The sequence below is a fragment of the Arthrobacter sp. HMSC06H05 genome, assembly GCF_001807395.1.
Classification (GTDB): domain Bacteria; phylum Actinomycetota; class Actinomycetes; order Actinomycetales; family Micrococcaceae; genus Pseudoglutamicibacter; species Pseudoglutamicibacter albus.
The window spans coordinates 1-16192 of the sequence record NZ_KV788977.1 but is presented as its reverse complement, the minus strand read 5'-3'; the positions used below and the strand labels follow the sequence as shown (position 1 = coordinate 16192).

Annotated in this window: 16 protein-coding genes; 11 read left to right on the top strand and 5 right to left on the bottom strand. The window is 59.6% G+C overall.

Annotation, left to right across the window (positions count from 1 at the left end):
- Positions 1-121 precede the first annotated feature (121 nt).
- The 9 genes from rplS (at position 122) to HMPREF3160_RS02640 (ending at position 7762) form a co-directional block, all read left to right on the top strand.
- Positions 122-475: a 50S ribosomal protein L19 gene (gene rplS, locus HMPREF3160_RS02680; protein WP_035754209.1), complete on the top strand. Its 354-nt coding sequence runs from the start codon at positions 122-124 to the stop codon at positions 473-475.
- 117 nt (positions 476-592) lie between these two features.
- Positions 593-1342: a signal peptidase I gene (gene lepB, locus HMPREF3160_RS02675; protein WP_256173843.1), complete on the top strand. Its 750-nt coding sequence runs from the start codon at positions 593-595 to the stop codon at positions 1340-1342.
- A 13-nt stretch (positions 1343-1355) separates the two neighbouring features.
- On the top strand, positions 1356-2111 hold the full coding sequence (locus tag HMPREF3160_RS02670) for a ribonuclease HII (protein WP_070506961.1): 756 nt from the start codon (positions 1356-1358) through the stop codon (positions 2109-2111).
- Positions 2112-2132: 21 nt separating this feature from the next.
- A complete protein-coding gene (locus HMPREF3160_RS02665) occupies positions 2133-2453 on the top strand; it encodes a DUF2469 domain-containing protein (protein WP_035754210.1) in 321 nt (106 codons plus the stop codon).
- A 126-nt stretch (positions 2454-2579) separates the two neighbouring features.
- The gene (locus HMPREF3160_RS02660; protein ID WP_052048179.1) at positions 2580-3014 is read left to right on the top strand and encodes a YraN family protein; all 435 of its coding nucleotides are present in this window, start codon (positions 2580-2582) and stop codon (positions 3012-3014) included.
- Complete coding sequence (locus tag HMPREF3160_RS02655; RefSeq protein WP_083285341.1) at positions 3011-4729, top strand: YifB family Mg chelatase-like AAA ATPase; 1719 nt, start codon at positions 3011-3013, stop codon at positions 4727-4729. The genes HMPREF3160_RS02660 and HMPREF3160_RS02655 overlap by 4 nt, the downstream gene beginning before the upstream one ends.
- Positions 4729-6003: a DNA-processing protein DprA gene (dprA, locus tag HMPREF3160_RS02650; RefSeq protein ID WP_083285338.1), complete on the top strand. Its 1275-nt coding sequence runs from the start codon at positions 4729-4731 to the stop codon at positions 6001-6003. Before HMPREF3160_RS02655 ends, dprA begins: the two co-directional genes overlap by 1 nt.
- Before the next feature lie 93 nt (positions 6004-6096).
- Positions 6097-7086: a tyrosine recombinase XerC gene (locus HMPREF3160_RS02645; protein ID WP_070490347.1), complete on the top strand. Its 990-nt coding sequence runs from the start codon at positions 6097-6099 to the stop codon at positions 7084-7086.
- A 172-nt stretch (positions 7087-7258) separates the two neighbouring features.
- On the top strand, positions 7259-7762 hold the full coding sequence (locus tag HMPREF3160_RS02640) for a DUF3145 domain-containing protein (RefSeq protein WP_035754213.1): 504 nt from the start codon (positions 7259-7261) through the stop codon (positions 7760-7762).
- 103 nt (positions 7763-7865) lie between these two features.
- Here the strand turns inward: HMPREF3160_RS02640 and fabF are convergent, their stop codons facing one another.
- The 5 genes from fabF to aceE all read right to left on the bottom strand — a co-directional run bounded on the left by fabF (position 7866) and on the right by aceE (position 15020).
- Positions 7866-9104: a beta-ketoacyl-ACP synthase II gene (fabF, locus tag HMPREF3160_RS02635; RefSeq protein WP_070506958.1), complete on the bottom strand. Its 1239-nt coding sequence runs from the start codon at positions 9102-9104 to the stop codon at positions 7866-7868.
- 167 nt (positions 9105-9271) lie between these two features.
- Positions 9272-9520: an acyl carrier protein gene (locus HMPREF3160_RS02630; protein ID WP_035754216.1), complete on the bottom strand. Its 249-nt coding sequence runs from the start codon at positions 9518-9520 to the stop codon at positions 9272-9274.
- A gap of 180 nt (positions 9521-9700) precedes the next feature.
- Positions 9701-10627 carry an ACP S-malonyltransferase gene (locus HMPREF3160_RS02625; protein WP_035754288.1) on the bottom strand — a complete coding sequence of 309 codons (927 nt, stop codon included), beginning with the start codon at positions 10625-10627 and terminating at the stop codon, positions 9701-9703.
- A gap of 192 nt (positions 10628-10819) precedes the next feature.
- Complete coding sequence (locus HMPREF3160_RS02620; RefSeq protein ID WP_256173842.1) at positions 10820-12157, bottom strand: PucR family transcriptional regulator; 1338 nt, start codon at positions 12155-12157, stop codon at positions 10820-10822.
- A gap of 118 nt (positions 12158-12275) precedes the next feature.
- Positions 12276-15020 (bottom strand): pyruvate dehydrogenase (acetyl-transferring), homodimeric type, encoded by a 2745-nt coding sequence (aceE, locus tag HMPREF3160_RS02615; protein WP_256173841.1) that lies wholly within the window; start codon positions 15018-15020, stop codon positions 12276-12278.
- A gap of 249 nt (positions 15021-15269) precedes the next feature.
- Between aceE and HMPREF3160_RS02610 the strand changes: the two genes are divergently transcribed.
- Positions 15270-15644 (top strand): DUF3052 domain-containing protein, encoded by a 375-nt coding sequence (locus HMPREF3160_RS02610; RefSeq protein WP_070490564.1) that lies wholly within the window; start codon positions 15270-15272, stop codon positions 15642-15644.
- A complete protein-coding gene (locus HMPREF3160_RS02605; RefSeq protein WP_070490344.1) occupies positions 15645-16127 on the top strand; it encodes a redoxin domain-containing protein in 483 nt (160 codons plus the stop codon). It abuts the gene before it with no gap.
- Positions 16128-16192 lie beyond the last annotated feature (65 nt).

Below are 16192 nucleotides of genomic sequence, written 5' to 3'. Positions count from 1 at the left end.
TGAACACGGTCGGGTCCGGTTCGGTTGAGCGAACCGGGAATATCGGCGAACTCCACCAGAGAGTAACGCCCATATGCATCATGGCTCACGGACCTGCGGCCGGTTCCATGTGGAGAAAACAATGAATCTTCTTGATTCTGTCGACGCCAAGAGCCTTCGCGATGACATCCCGGATTTCGCTCCGGGCGACACCGTCAAGGTTCACGTGAACATTATTGAAGGTAAGAACTCCCGTATTCAGGTGTTCCAGGGCTACGTCTTGGCACGCCAGGGTGGCGGCGTTCGCGAAACCTTCAAGGTTCGTAAGGTTTCCTTCGGCGTAGGTGTCGAGCGTACCTTCCCTGTGCACTCCCCGGTCATCGACAAGATCGAGGTCGTGTCCCGTGGTGACGTCCGCCGCGCCAAGCTGTACTACATGCGCGACCGCCACGGTAAGGCTGCTCGCATCCGCGAGAAGCGCGAGGGCGCGAAGTAAGCGCGGCTTACTGACTTCCGTGCTCCTCTCGGAGCACCCGGCAGGCGCTATCCCCGCACGCTTTGTGGGGGTGGCGCCTGCTTCATGTCATACGCATCAGTATTGAGGAAAATTCCTGTGCAGAAACACAATGACGACGCCCACGGGCACAGCCACGCGAAGACCGAGAAGTCCGAGCATGCTGAGCATAAGAAACGTGGCGCCTGGGCTTCCATCAAGGAGATCCTGTTGACCGTTGTGATCGCGCTAGCGGTCTCTGTTGTGGTCAAAACCTTCCTGTTCAGGGCGTTCGTCATCCCCTCAACCTCGATGCAGAACACGCTGATGGTCAACGACCGTGTGTTCGTGAATCAACTGTTCCCAAAGCTGTTCACACTCGAACGAGGCAACGTCATCGTGTTCAAGGATGACGAGCACTGGTTGCCGCCACTGGACCACAGCGCACAGCCCAACGGCTTCGAGAAAACCCTGACGTTTTTGGGTTTGCGTCCAGATGACAGCACCCAGCACCTGATTAAACGCATCATCGGCCTCCCGGGTGACACGGTCGAATGCTGCACAGCGAACGGGAAGATCTCAGTCAACGGGGTTGAGATCAGCGAGCCGTACCTGTATCCGGGTGACGCCCCCTCGGCAACGGAATTCAAAGTCACTGTTCCGAAAGACAAACTCTGGGTTATGGGGGACCACCGCTCCGATTCGGGGGACTCCCGCTACCACCAGGACAAGGACAACGGGATGGTGTCAATGGAGTCCGTGGTGGGGCGCGCTGACTTCATCGCGTGGCCCCTAGACCGTTGGAGTGGTGTAGCGAACCCTGAAGGCGCGTTCGATGCGGTCCCGGACCGCGAACCTCAAGGCGAGTGATAGGACTGGTCGAATGAGCGGACACGTCCCGGACCTCACCGTTGAACAAGGTTTGGTGGGTGCCGGCCAGATCATCGCAGCCGTCGACGAGGTGGGCCGCGGGGCACTTGCAGGTCCCGTTACCGTTGGGGTGAGTTTCGTTGCCCCGCACGAATGTAGCGACCAGCCGGTAGGGCTCGGAGATTCCAAAGACGTCTCGCCCGCGTTGCGTCAAGCGCTTGTGCCGTTGATTCAGGACTGGGTCGTATCCTGGGGTGTGGGCAGCGCAAGCCCTAGCGAGATCGACCGGCTCGGGATCGTGGCAGCACTCAGGCTTGCCGGCCAGCGAGCCTATAGGGAAGCCAGCGAAAGACTCAGCGAACGAGCATCGGAGGCTAAGGCGCCCGTCGTGGTCTTATTGGATGGGGTGCATGACTGGCTGAGCACCCCGGAGCCAGACCTGTTCAGCGCTCTAGCGTCCAGGGCATTAGATTCTGACGGATCAGACCTCGGGCTTGATGCGGAAGCAGCGGATGCCGCGCCAGCAGAAGCAAGTGTGGACTTACCGCGTGTGATAACCCGTCCCAAGGCCGACCGTGACTGCGCATCCGTCGCGGCCGCGAGCATCATGGCGAAGACGCACCGCGATAGTGCCATGGTAGAACTATCGCAAACTCACCCCGCCTACGGGTGGGAATCGAATAAAGGATACGGCTCGGCACAGCACAGGGCCGCAATCCGCGAACACGGAGCAACTGAGGCCCACCGGCGCACATGGAAGCTACTGTGACAAGGAAGGGGGACCAAGCCCATGAGTGATGAGGACATCGAACGCTTCGAGACCCAAGCGGAGCTGAACCTCTACCGTGAATACCGTGACGTTGTAGGGCTGTTCTCCTACGTAGTAGAGACAGAACGTAGGTTCTATCTAGCGAACCACGTCGAATTGGAAACCCTGACGTCCAACGGGGAAATCTATTTCTCGCTCACGCTGAGTGACGCGTGGGTGTGGGACGTGTACAGGCCGCAACGATTCGTGAAATCCGTGAAGGTCATCACGTTCAAAGACGTCAACATTGAAGAACTTTCCAAGCCTGACCTCTTCAAAGGCGATGACGTCCCGGGTCCATAACTGAGCCCTTAACGCCTTTCCACAAGCTTCTGATTCTCGGGTTCTATCCACATTTTTCTACGCAGAGGCTACCGGGAGTGCTTTCCACGCTGAGATGAGTACACAAGCTCATCCAGTGGAGGAAACATGGCATCGACGAACAGCGGGACAGACCGCGTAGCCGAGAAGGTGCGGCGGCGAATAGAGCTGGGGCAACGCGGCGAAGAATTCGCGGCGGGGTGGTGTCAGAACAACGGGATCTTCGTTCTTGAACGGAACTGGCGCGGGACCCGCGGTGAGCTGGACATCGTCGGGCTCGACCTCAACACACACGAGCTCGTGGCGCTTGAGGTCAAGACGCGTTCCGGTACCGGCTACGGTCTACCGGCAGAAGCTATTACCGGACCTAAGTTTGAGCGGTTGCAAAGACTCATCTGGGAGTATGCCCGGACCGGAGAGAATACAGCCGGCCTCGCTCTACGCGGTGTCGATACCCGGGTTGATGTTCTAGGGATCGTGTGGCCACCGGACGCTACTGAGCCAACAACGGTTGAGCACTACCGTGAGGTGGCAGGGGCATGAGCAACCCTGCGAACATCCAGATTGCAACTCACCCGCCCCGAGTCGCAACAACGCCGACCCATCAGCGTGGCCTGGGGTCTTCACTGAGCATCGCGCTGGTTGGCCTGAAAGGACACAAGGTCGAGGTTCAGGCCGATATAGGCAACGGGCTGCCTGGCATGACTCTGTTAGGTTTACCGGATGCAAGTCTCAACGAAGCCCGCGACAGGGTACGTTCTGCGGCCCGCAACGTTGGAATACCCTTGAGCGCTCGACGTACGGTGATCAACCTGATTCCAGCGGGGCTACCCAAGAAAGGCCCCGGCTTCGACGTTTCGATCCTGATCGCCGCCATGGCAGCAGATGGGCACATCACGTCCCCTGCTAGCACCGCCTATATAGGGGAGCTCGGGCTGGATGGTTCGTTGAGGCCATTCACCGGGACGTTGCCGGCGGTGCTTCAAGCGCGCGAACTGGGAATCGAACGCATTGTGGTTCCTGCTGCCAACGATGAAGAAGCCCGGCTCGTTCCGGGTATAGAGGTTCGCAGCTACAACCACGTCAGCGACCTTTTGATCGACCTGGGCGCGGATGCACGCATCATCGTCAACCCCGGGCAACAAGCGGGCCAGGCGGATAAGCGAGCGGACCATAACAGCGAACGTGTGCGGCTTGAACCTCTGAGCAGTGTGAGCTCGCTTGCGGTTCCAGATATGGCCGACGTCCGAGGACAGGCGACTGGGCGGTGGGCGTTGGAAGTCGCGGCGGCCGGTGGGCACCATCTCTTGCTGACAGGCCCACCCGGGGCAGGCAAAACCATGCTCGCCGAAAGACTGCCGGGGATCCTTCCTCCATTGACAGACGAAGAAGCGATGCTCACCACGAGCGTGCACTCGTTGTCAGGAGAACACGTCTCCGGTTTGATCAAGGTCCCACCGTTCCAAGCCCCACACCACACATCGAGTGCTGCCGCATTGGTGGGCGGTGGCTCCGGTATCCCACGGCCGGGCTCAGCATCCCGTGCGCACGGTGGCGTGCTGTTTCTAGACGAAGCACCAGAATTTCAGGCACGCACACTCGATGCGTTACGTGAACCACTCGAATCCGGGATCATCACGCTGCACCGCTCAGCGGGAATCGCGTCCTATCCGGCGCGTTTTCAACTGATCATGGCCGCGAACCCCTGCCCGTGCGGTAAAGAAGGCCCTGCATGCGAATGCGCAGCACTCACGAAGCGACGGTATTGGGCGCGCATGTCGGGGCCACTGCTTGACCGCGTCGATATTCGCGTGAACGTGCCAGCCGCACGTCTTTCAGCGCTACTAGCTCATGAAGCGGAAGAGAGCTCATCAAGCATCAGGAAACGGGTTGAACGCGCGCGTGCCGCCGCACGCGAACGCTGGTTGGGTGTGGCCCCCGATGGCAACAAGGCTGACGGCGTGAGAAGTGGAGGAACCAGCGTCGATTCGGCGCAGAAGGAGGTGTACAGCGGCGCAAGTGCAACCAACGCGTCCGTTCCTGCCTCAGTTTTGAGGTCGCAACGCTTCCGACTGACCGGTGCCGCCGCGCAAGAACTGATGAATATCAGCGCTCACAGCGGACTCACCGGACGTGGGCTCGACCGGGTTCTGAGGATCTCCTGGACCCTCGCTGATCTCGCCGAACGGCAAGCCCCGAGCCCCGAAGACGTAGCAGCAGCCGTACACCTGAGAGGAACACCGGAGGCATTCAACTAATGAACTCACACAACACGGCATCGATGAACGATGAGGGTTTAGCCGCCGAACGGCTTGCACGAGCTGGCCTTTCACGAGTGACCGAGGCAGATGACTATCCGGCCCGGCTGGGGTTGGAGATGTTCGGAGCGGTACGGCTATGGGAACTCATCATGGGCTCTACTCCTTTGCCCGAAGAACACACAAGCTACCGCGAAGCGGTTGAGCAGGCCTATGGGAGCAACGCCCGGGCACACCGCCACAGCAAACTTGAACACGCCTTGCAGCGATGGGCGAGCAGACGCGATCAGAGCAGCCCCGAACGTGACCTTGCATTCATCACGTCCCAGGGCGGCGGGTTCCTGATTCCGGGGGATCCAGGATGGCCGGAAGCGCTCAACGATCTGGGGGAGTCAACACCCTACGGTTTATGGTGGCGGGGTTCTCAACCCGTTCCAACCAACACAAAGAGCTGGGTTGCGGTGGTGGGTACACGAGATCCCACACCGTACGGAGAGCACGTAACCCGTGAATACACGGCAGAACTGGCCGAACGCGGGGCAACCATCATCTCTGGCGGGGCCCTGGGGGTCGATGCGTTGGCTCATCGTACAGCGCTTGAGCATTCCCTCGCTCCGTTAGCTACAGCGGTTGTCTTAGCCGGGGGAGTGGACCGGCTCTATCCGGCGGCAAACAGGGCACTGTTGGAACGCATCGGCACCGAGCATGTCATCGTTTCTGAAGCCGCACCAGGGGCTTCACCGATGCGGTGGCGCTTCCTAGCCCGCAACCGGATCATCGCGGCACTCAGCCGCGGAATCCTTGTGACCGAAGGCCGGCACCGATCAGGTGCGATCTCAACCGCGGTGCACGGGCTCGAGATCGGCCGATGGGTCGGCGCGATCCCGGGACCGGTAACATCGGCGGCTTCAGCCGGGCCCCATCGACTCATCAGAGACTATCCGGTAGAGCTAGTCGCATCGGCAACACAACTTTGTGAAACCCTCGGCTTCAGCACGAACACCCAGGCGATGCAAGCGCAAGCCGGGCAAACTCCAGCCCTTTTCGGTAGTGACCCGGCCCCTGCAGCGGCACGGCTAACCGATGGATTGACTGCCCTCGAACAACGCATCGTTGAAGCATTGTCGCCACGAACTTACCGCAACTTGGATGAGGTCTTCGCGATCGCTGGGCTATCCGTGCCAGAAGCGATGCCCGTACTGAGCCAGCTGCATAGGCGAGGGCTTGCTGTCCAGCGTGGCCAAATGTGGAAACGCGGGAAGATCGGCCCCTAGGAGTGCCCAGAATGCTGCGTGTGTAAGGTGGTGTATGAGTCCCAGCAGGTGACTCCTGGTAGGTAGGTACACGTATGTAAGGCAGGAAGGGCCGTGGAGAACTCGCTGAACGATGCCCTCGATGCGTTCGCGCGGCACTTACGTTACGAACGCGGCAGGTCAGAACACACGATCCGCGCCTACACCACAGACATCACTGCCCTGTGCAAGCACGCGGGACTAGACCTCGAAACTGACGAGGCGACAGCTCTGCGCAGCATCACCATTGCGCAGCTGAGGTCATGGCTCGCCCATGCGGCACATGAAGGTAGGGCATCGGCGACGTTGGCGCGGCAAGCCGCATCGGCTCGCACCTTCCTTGCATGGGCTCTGCGTGAAGGTTATATCGAGAGCGATCCATCGAACCGCCTTAAAGCACCCAAGCGTAGCCAGCATCTTCCTCAGGTTCTCAAAAACCAGCAGGCTGAACGGCTTTTGACCCATTCGGCCCAGCCAACGGATGACCCGCCCGAAACCAAACAGCAGCGCGCCGTCCGCCTACGCAATCAGGCCGCACTCGAACTCCTCTACGCCAGCGGCATTCGTGTCTCAGAACTCGAAGGGCTCGACGTCTCAGACGTCGATCTGGAGAAGCGAACCGCGAAAGTCCTGGGTAAAGGCAACAAAGAACGCGTAGTCCCGTTCGGGGTTCCAGCAGAAGAAGCCATCCGAGAGTGGTTACGTACCGGGCGGCCGCATTTAGTGAAAACCGAGTCCGAAGCAGACAAGGCGCTAATCACCGCGGCCTCGGCTCACCGAGGCAGTAGCGAACCCTTGTTTCTCGGCGTCAGGGGAGGCCGATGGGGTAGTAGGCAAATCCGTGAAGCCGTCAACGCCGAGCTTGAAAAACTAGGGGATACCTCAGCACGGGGCCCACACGCCTTGCGTCACACTGCTGCAACACACTTACTCGACGGAGGAGCTGATCTGCGCAGCGTGCAAGAGCTCTTGGGGCACACATCCTTGGCCACAACCCAGCTATACACCCACGTTTCAGTAGAAAGACTGAGGAAGGCGTATCAGCAAGGACACCCGCGAGCGTGAGGCGCAGCGAATCAAGGATGTTGAGCAACCCGTGAAGCTGTAGTGAACAATGTGACTCAAGTGATAGTGCGCTTGTGAACCAGCTGAGTAATTGGCACAATGGATGCACCGTTCTGTTATCTTCGCATCGGTCGTAGGGGAAGACGTACCGAAGCAGTGAAGAAGGAGCGGCATGTCACAACCAATGACGAGGGGCGCCTTGTATATACACTCGGCCCCTGCAGCGCTGTGCCCTCATATTGAGTGGGCTATCGGGTCCGTAGTGGAACGCCACACGACCCTCGAATGGGTCGCGCAACCTGCGGCACCCGGGATGCTCAGAGCCGAGATGGCTTGGGCTGGCCCACAGGGCACAGGCGCTGTCTTGACGTCCACCTTGCGCGGGTGGGCGCACTTGCGCTACGAAATTACAGAAGAAGCCTCTCGTGGGGTGGATGCTGGTCGCTGGTCGCATACCCCGGAACTTGGTATCTTCCACGCCACAACAGACGTTGCCGGGAACATCCTGATCTCCGAGGACCGTATCCGCTACGCCTACGAACAAGGACAAGGCAACCCTGCGGCTGTCTATCACGAGCTTTCTATCGCGCTCGGGGAAGCCTGGGACGAAGAGCTCGAACCGTTCCGAGCTGCCTCTGACGGCGCGCCGATCCGCTGGCTTCACCACGTAGGCTAAGGCGAGCCGAAACGCTTCCTAGCCGCCGCTCCCAATTCACTGCTTTAAATGGTCTGGCCCCACACGATGTGTGGGGCCAGACCATTTGCTCGTTCAGGTGAGGTTAGTAGCTACGGAACGCAGCCACTGCGTTGTGTCCACCGAAACCGAAAGAGTTGGATACCGCTACACCTGGCTTCAGCTCGCGCGCAGTTCCAGTGACGACATCGAGAGGGATCTGCGGATCCTGCTTCTCGAGGTTGATCGTCACCGGCGCCTTAGCGTGATGAAGAGCCAGGACAGCCAATACAGCTTCAACCGCGCCGGCACCACCCAACAAGTGGCCAGTCATCGACTTGGTTGCAGATACCGCGACGTTATCGAGTGCATCGCCGAAGGCAGCACGCATCGCGGTGTATTCAGGGATGTCACCCACCGGGGTGGAGGTGGCATGCGCATTGACGTGAACAACATCGGAAGGACTGAAATCGCCGTCAACCATAGCTGCCTGAAGCGCACGCATCGCACCGTTGCCAGACTCATCCGGCGCGGTGATGTGGAACGCGTCAGCGGTGATACCTGTGCCCGCCACCTCCGCGTAGATCTTCGCCCCGCGCGCCTTGGCGTGCTCCTCGGTTTCAAGGATCAAGGTTCCAGCGCCCTCACCCATGACGAAACCGTCACGATCAACGTCATACGGGCGGGATGCGGCCTTCGGGTCATCGTTGCGGCGCGATAGAGCCTGCATCGACGAGAACGCTGCAATCGTGATCGGGTGAATAGCTGCCTCGCAGCCTCCGGTGATCACGATGTCAGCCTGACCGTCACGAAGCATCTGCACAGCAAGAGCGAACGCTTCAGTACCGGATGCACAAGCAGACACTGGCGTGCGTGCCGCAGCCTTAGCGCCGAAAGCCAGCGACAACGCACCCGAAGGGGCGTTCGGCATCAGCATCGGTACCGTCATCGGTAGCACGCGGCGCGGGCCCTTCTCACGTAGGGTGTCCCACGCATCAAGCAAGGTATTGACTCCGCCGATACCGGTCGCGTAGCAGACACCTAGACGTTCGTGATCGATCTCGGCATCTTCAAGCTGAGCATCAGCCCAGGCCTCGCGAGCCGAGACGAGTGCGAACTGGGTCGAAGGGTCGTTGCGTTTGATTTCGGCGCGGGAGAGCACATCGGAGGCGGGGACGGCGGCACGTGCGGCGATGTTCACTGGCAGGCTGTACTGCTCGACCCAGCCCTCGTTCAGGTTGTCGACACCCGAGGTGCCAGAGAGAGCCGCCTCCCACGTCGTGGGGACGTCACCACCGATCGGAGTCGTGGCGCCAAGGCCAGTCACGACAACTTTCTGTGCCATAGAACATCCTTTGTTTACGTGCCGCTGAACCGGCTTCCGCGCGGTCAAGATCTAATAAGTGTGCCCAGTAGCCCGGACAGTTGGGGCGGGCCTAGGGGCGATGTGCGGCGGGCTCTCAAGCTCGAGGGCCTATAGGGGAGCCAGCCGCACATCGATACAACATCTGACTAGGCCTGGGCCTTCTCGATGTAGTCGACGGCGTCGCCAACAGTCTTGAGGTTCTTAACTTCCTCGTCTGGGATCTTGACGTCGAACTTGGACTCAGCTTCAACAACGATGGTCATCATCGAGATCGAGTCGATGTCGAGGTCCTCGGTGAAGGACTTCTCAAGCTGGATCTCTTCAACGTCGATATCGGTTTCTTCGTTGACGATCTCAGCCAGACCGGCGAGAATCTCTTCCTTGCTTGCTGCCATGAGCGGCTCCTTTATCGTTTAGCACCTGTCCATCGTTGGGCAGGCTGTGGTGTTCTCCGCCAACACTGCGTCGACGGCCTGAACTAAGCCTATGTGGTTGCGGGGCAGAGTTCATCATTACGGGGCCGCCGAGCTAAAGATCAACGGATCAAGATCAGCGGTACCCGCGAAAGCAAATATTTAGTTGCCGGAATGTTCGCTGATGAACGCTCGCGCGTCATCCAGCTGGTCCGGGGTTTTGAGCGCGAAAGTCTTCACACCCTTGAGCCCTCGGCGTGCAAGACCAGTCAGTGTTCCTGCGGGGGTTAGTTCGATGAGCCCAGTGACGCCGAGGTCCTTCATGGTTTCCTGGCAGGACTCCCAATCCACAGGCCGCGTTACTTGGTCCACCAGTAACCGCAGCATATGCGTGCCCGTATCCACCTGGGAGCCCCCAGCGTTGGTGAGCAACGTTCCGCGCGGATCCTTAGCGGTGATGGTCTCGGCAAGTTCACGCAACGGGTCTACCGCTGATGCCATGTAGTCCGTGTGGAAAGCGCCAGCAACCTTCAATGGGATAACGCGCGCTTTAGCGGGAGGGTTCTCATTGAGTTTCTCTAGGCTTTCGAGGCTACCTGCGGCAACGATCTGGCCGCCGCCGTTCATGTTGGCTGGTGCGGCACCCGCGGCTTCGATAGCCGCGATAACCTCGGTGTGCTCGCCACCGAGAACTGCCGCCATACCGGTCGGTTGCGCGTTGGAAGCCTTAGCCATCTCATCTGCTCGCAAAGCAACGAAACGCAAAGCATCCTCGTAGCTCATGATGCCGGTCATGGCAGACGCAGTGATCTCGCCAACCGAGTGCCCTGCATACACGGCCTCAGCCGGCGCGCCATCTTCCCCGAACAGCGCATCGGCGGCTAGAAGGCCGGCAGCGACGATGAGCCGCTGAGCATGAGCGGTGTCCTTGATCGTTTCCTCGTCGGCTTCAGTTCCGAGCCACGCGAGGTCCTTACCGGCAGCATCGGAGAGTTCAGCCAAACGGGAGGCAAGAGCAGGCTCTTCAAGCCAGCTGTTCAAGAAACCGGGGGTCTGTGAACCCTGTCCAGGGCAAACAATTGCTAACACGTGTTCCACTCTTCCAAAATTTTCTAAACTCTGGCTGGCATACGGGAGACCAAGGTCGCCAACGACTTTTGTAGACATTCTACAAAGCTGTGCGTGCGCTGAGGCGAGATTCCGGCTCCAAGGGGCGGCATCTATTGGCCAGATAACACAATGAGCTACACGAATAGCGGCAATAACAGCGGCCGATAACCCCTAAGGAGTAGCCTCGGAATCGTGGATGCGCCCCACGATTAACGCGACATGCAAAACCAATGCGTCGCGAGGCAACAGAGGGTCCCACCCAGTCAGCTCCGTGACCCGGCGTAAGCGATACCTGACAGTGTTGGCGTGAACGTAGAGCTCCCGAGCCGTGCCTTCGAGTGAACGGCCACCTGCAACGTAGGTCGACAATGTTTGCGCCAGCACCGCATCGGACTCAGCGATCGGCTCATACACCCGTTCGATGAGCTCAGCGATCGCGAGCTGGTCACCGGCCAAAGCCCGTTCCGGCCATAAATCCTCAGCACGAATTACCCGCGGAGCATCTGGCCACGCCGGCGCGGCCGCCAAACCAGCCAAGGCTTGGCGCGCAGAATTATGGAAATCCTCAACTGTATCCACCACGGGGCCGATCACCACATACTCGCCACCGAACTGATCCGCCAACGGTTCGAAAGCACCATCAGTTTCGTTGACCCCACCCAGCAAGACCAGCAAACGCTCGCCCTGAATCCCGATGACTGCGTCCTTGCCGGCGCGCATCGCCGCCCGCCGGATGTCAGCCACATTATTCGCGGTTGATTCCCCAGCAGTGCGGCCCACAACAACGCAAAACGAATCCACGGAACGCCAACCCACCGCAGATAATCGGGAACGCAACGCGTCAGCGCCCTCACCACGCAACACAGCATCAACAACAAGCGCTTCTAACCGGGAGTCCCATGCGCCGCGACGTTCAGCGGCGCGTGCATACACATCGGCTGCAGCGAAGGCGATCTCACGCGAATACAACAGCACAGCTTCCCGCAGGGCAGGCTGTTCGGAAGCCTCAGCCAGTTCGGGAACCTCGTCCTCGACAACCCCAACCACGGTACGGATCAGCTGCAGCGCACGCTGCAGTGAGATAGCGCGGGAGAGCTCACTCGGAGCGGAACCGAACACGTCCGCCAGAACCCACGCCGGGGTGTCAGGGTCTTGACACCACTGCACAAAATGCGTGATACCGCGCTGAGCAACCAGCCCCAAGGCGGAACGCTGATCAGGTAGAAGCGAGCGATACCACGGCAACTGCTGATCCAATGCGTTCAACGCAAGGGTTGAGAGCTGGCCAACCTGTGCTTTGAGCCGCTCCACCGCAACCGGTGCCTGAGACACTGTTGCGGCAAGACGTAAGGAACGTTGCGAAGGGATCGATGTGCCAGCCGGGTGCGTTTCCCTCCCACCGGATTCGGTGACCAGCTCGGACGCATGTAGCCCGGTCTCTTGCAAAGCGCCATTGCCATCAGGAACACCGCTGTTGGTAACGCCGTCTTCACCGGGCATGTTAAGCATGCTTGTCCCTCCTGACGGCTTTTAGATTCCTTGGTGTTGCTAATGCTAACGATGTGAGGCGGCTTACGCACGTGGTGCGCAAGCCGCCTCACCCTAGAGCTAGGTCAGCTGATGTGGCTTAGGCGTCGCCGCCGCCACCGCCGGTCGAACCAGCGTTGACATCGAGCAGATCGTACTTCTTGATCGCCTGAGCTGGAACATCCTTATCGATCTCGCCGCGGTCCGACAACTGCTGGAGCGCACGGACAACAATTGACTCGGCATCGATGTGGAAGTAGCGGCGAGCCGCAGGACGAGTATCGGCGAAACCGAAATTATCGCCACCCAACGTCGTGTAGTCGCCTGGCACAAAACGGCGGATCATATCCGGCACATGGTGCTGATAGTCGCTGACCGCGAGGAACGGACCGTCCGCGCCCTGGAGCTTCTCGGTCACGTAAGGAACCGGAGCATCGGACTCAGGGTGCAGGAAGCGTTGCTTCTCAGCACGCAGGCCGTCGCGACGCAACTCCGACCACGAGGTCACGGACCACAGATCAGCGTTGACACCCCAGTCCTCAGCGAGCAACTCCTGTGCCTTGAAGATCCATGGAACGGCAACACCGGAAGCGAGCAGCTGAACCGTTGGGCCGTCAGCCTCACCCTTAGACACCTGATGGATACCCTTCAAGATGCCTTCAACATCGACGTCATCAGGTTCTGCCGGCTGCTTGATCGGCTCGTTGTAGACCGTGAGGTAGTAGATCACGTTCGGATCTGGGTGCTCGCCGCCGTACATGCGTTCAAGCCCGTCACGGACGATGTGACCGATCTCGTAGCCATAGGCAGGGTCATAGGAGACAACACCCGGGTTGGTCGCAGCCAAGATGAGCGAATGACCATCCATGTGCTGGGTGCCCTCACCGGTGAGGGTCGTCAGACCAGCGGTCGCTCCGATCATGAAGCCACGTGCCAGTTGGTCAGCGGCAGCCCAAATGCTGTCACCAGTGCGCTGGAAACCGAACATCGAGTAGAAAATGTAGACCGGGATCATCGGTTCTTGATGCGTCGAATACGACGAACCTGCCGCAGTTAGTGCCGCAACGGAACCGGCTTCGTTGATGCCGGTGTGCAGAATGACACCCTGCGGGGATTCCTTGTACGCAAGCATCAGATCGCGGTCCACCGAAACGTAGTTCTGACCCTGCGGGTTGTAGATCTTCGCGGTAGGGAAGAAGGAGTCCATACCGAAGGTGCGTGCCTCGTCCGGAATGATCGGCACGATGCGGTGGCCGAATTCCTTGTCACGCATCAGATCGCGCAACAGACGCACGAACGCCATCGTGGTTGCGGCTTCCTGACGGCCAGAACCACGCTTTGCGCCGCGGTATGCGGTCTTATCCGGTAGAGCGATCGCGGAAGTGCGTTCGCGGCGTTCCGGCACGAAACCACCGAGCGCCTGGCGGCGGGTGATCATGTAACGGATCGCTTCATCGTCCATGCCCGGGTGGTAGTACGGCGGGCGCGCCGGATCCTTCTCAAGTTCTTCATCCGAGATCGGGATACGCAGGTGATCGCGGAAATCCTTGAGGTCTTGCAGGGTGAGCTTCTTCATCTGGTGGGTCGCGTTGCGGCCCTCGAAGTGGGTGCCGAGGCCGTAACCCTTGACTGTCTGGGCGAGGATCACGGTTGGCTGGCCCTTATGCTCAGTAGCGGCCTTATAAGCCGCATAGACCTTGTTGTAGTCGTGGCCGCCGCGCTTGAGCTGCCAGATTTCCTGGTCGCTCATGTCTTCGACCATCGCCTTGGTCTGTGGGGACTTACCAAAGAAGTGCTCACGCACGAAAGCACCGGACTCAGCCTTGTAGGTCTGGTAGTCGCCGTCTGGTGTTTCGTTCATGATGTTCACGAGCGAACCATCGTGGTCCTTCTCCAGCAGGGCATCCCATTCACGGCCCCACACAACCTTGATGACGTTCCAGCCGGCGCCACGGAAGTAGGCTTCAAGTTCCTGCATGATCTTGCCGTTACCGCGGACCGGGCCGTCGAGGCGCTGCAGGTTGCAGTTGATGACGAAGGTCAGGTTGTCGAGGCCTTCGTTGGCGGCGTGCTGCAGGAATCCGCGCGATTCTGGCTCGTCCATTTCGCCATCGCCAAGGAATGCCCAAACGTGTTGCTGGGAGGTGTCCTTGATGCCGCGGTTGTGCAGGTAGCGGTTGAACTGTGCCTGGTAGATAGCGTTCGCTGGGCCAAGACCCATCGAAACGGTCGGGAACTGCCAGAAGTCAGGCATCATGCGCGGGTGCGGGTAGGACGGCAAACCGTTTGGTGCCTTCGACTTCTCCTGACGGAAGGAATCCAGCTGCTCGTCAGTGAGGCGTCCTTCGAGGAAGGCGCGCGCATACATACCGGGGGAAGCGTGGCCTTGGAAGAAGATCTGGTCGCCGCCACCATCGTGGCCCGGGCCGCGGAAGAAGTGGTTGAAACCGACCTCATAGAGGGTCGCGGCACCTGCATAGGTGGAGATGTGGCCACCTACGGACAAGCCTGGCGCTTGTGCACGGTGGACCATGACTGCTGCGTTCCAGCGGATCCAACGGCGGTAGGCACGCTCAAGTTCTTCAGTACCCGGGAATTCTGGTTCTTGGTCCACCGGGATCGTGTTGACGTAGTCGGTGGTGGTGACCATCGGCACGGCAACGGACTTGGCGCCGGCGCGCTGCAGGAGGGAACGCACAATGTATTCGGCGCGTTCGGTCCCGTGTGCTTCAACGAGCCCGTCGAATGACTCGAGCCATTCTTTGGTTTCTTCTGGGTCGGTGTCAGACAGATGTTTCACCAATCCGCTACGGATGTCGGTGATGTGATGGTCCTGTTGAGCCAAGGCCGTTCCCTTTCTAGTGCTGACAGTTCTGGTTCTTGTTCCTTCACCGTTTTCAACGGTTGAGTGAACTCTCTTCTTCCCATCGTAGTCCGGTGGGCAAGCCGTTTTGGCGCGTTCAGTTGTTTTGCGCGCTGAAAACGTGTTTTCTAGGACGTGTACCCCGAACGGGGGAGTGTTTTCGTTGTTCTATTGAAAAGGATTTGAAACGTGAGCGTTCGGACGGCGCCGTATGAGGGTGCTGCTCAGCGGATGGGGATCTCTGGGGATCACCTTGTTCAAGAGCTCGGTTATGACGAGGATGTCGATTTTGAGCTGCGTGAGGTGATCGAGGAGGTCACTGGCGAGCCGATTCTGGACGAGGACGAGCATGAGGTTGTCGACGCCGTGTTGTTGTGGTGGCGCGACGGCGACGGTGACCTTGTCGATGCGATGGTTGATGCCCTCACGGACCTTGATGACGGCGGTGTTGTGTGGCTTTTGACCCCGAAGCTGGGGGAGGAGGGCCATGTTTCCGCTGTTGAGATTCAGGAGGCAGCCCCGACGGCAGGGCTTCATAGGACGAGTGCCGTTGATGTGTCTGAGTTGTGGTCTGCTGTGTGTTTGCAGCAGCGGAAGCGCAACTGAATGCCTGTGAATCCTACCGGGGCGGCGCCAGGGTTGGCAGCTGTCTCGGTTCCCGTGGTGAACCAACACGGCGAGGAGGTTGTGCTTTCTGAGCGTGTTGGGCAGATCACGGTTTTGAGTTTTTTCCCGTTGAGTTTCACCCCGGTGTGCCATTCGGAGCTGAGTATGCTCGCGCAGGTCTCGCCTGAATGGACTGCCGCTGGAGTGTATGTGGCGGCGTGTTCGGTGGATTCACGCTATACGTTACGAACCGTGTCAGATCAGCTGGGTTTGGGCTTTGATGCGTTGAGCGACTTTTGGCCGCACGGCGCGCTCGCTCAGTCTTTGGATGCGTTCGATGCTGACCGCGGCCACGCTACGCGCACGGCTTTCGTTTGGGATGCTGCCGGCCGGATGACCGCCCGAATTGAAGCTGACCGCACAGCCAGCAGGCCTCTTGATGCGTATGTCGATGCGCTGCGCAAAGCGGGTGCATTCGTCTAGTCCAGCGCAGGCTCTTCGGTTCAGCCGGACATAGGGCTCAGAGACAACGCGCGAGCCCCACCACT

Excerpts from the sequence above, each read along its gene's own strand:
- rplS (WP_035754209.1), top strand. The coding sequence starts at position 122 with ATGAATCTTCTTGATTCTGTCGACGCCAAGAGCCTTCGCGATGACATC.
- HMPREF3160_RS02670 (WP_070506961.1), top strand. The coding sequence starts at position 1,356 with ATGAGCGGACACGTCCCGGACCTCACCGTTGAACAAGGTTTGGTGGGT.
- HMPREF3160_RS02665 (WP_035754210.1), top strand. The coding sequence starts at position 2,133 with ATGAGTGATGAGGACATCGAACGCTTCGAGACCCAAGCGGAGCTGAAC.
- HMPREF3160_RS02660 (WP_052048179.1), top strand. The coding sequence starts at position 2,580 with ATGGCATCGACGAACAGCGGGACAGACCGCGTAGCCGAGAAGGTGCGG.
- HMPREF3160_RS02655 (WP_083285341.1), top strand. The coding sequence starts at position 3,011 with ATGAGCAACCCTGCGAACATCCAGATTGCAACTCACCCGCCCCGAGTC.
- dprA (WP_083285338.1), top strand. The coding sequence starts at position 4,729 with ATGAACTCACACAACACGGCATCGATGAACGATGAGGGTTTAGCCGCC.
- HMPREF3160_RS02640 (WP_035754213.1), top strand. The coding sequence starts at position 7,259 with ATGTCACAACCAATGACGAGGGGCGCCTTGTATATACACTCGGCCCCT.
- fabF (WP_070506958.1), bottom strand. The coding sequence starts at position 9,104 with ATGGCACAGAAAGTTGTCGTGACTGGCCTTGGCGCCACGACTCCGATC.
- HMPREF3160_RS02630 (WP_035754216.1), bottom strand. The coding sequence starts at position 9,520 with ATGGCAGCAAGCAAGGAAGAGATTCTCGCCGGTCTGGCTGAGATCGTC.
- HMPREF3160_RS02620 (WP_256173842.1), bottom strand. The coding sequence starts at position 12,157 with ATGCTTAACATGCCCGGTGAAGACGGCGTTACCAACAGCGGTGTTCCT.
- HMPREF3160_RS02610 (WP_070490564.1), top strand. The coding sequence starts at position 15,270 with ATGGGGATCTCTGGGGATCACCTTGTTCAAGAGCTCGGTTATGACGAG.
- HMPREF3160_RS02605 (WP_070490344.1), top strand. The coding sequence starts at position 15,645 with ATGCCTGTGAATCCTACCGGGGCGGCGCCAGGGTTGGCAGCTGTCTCG.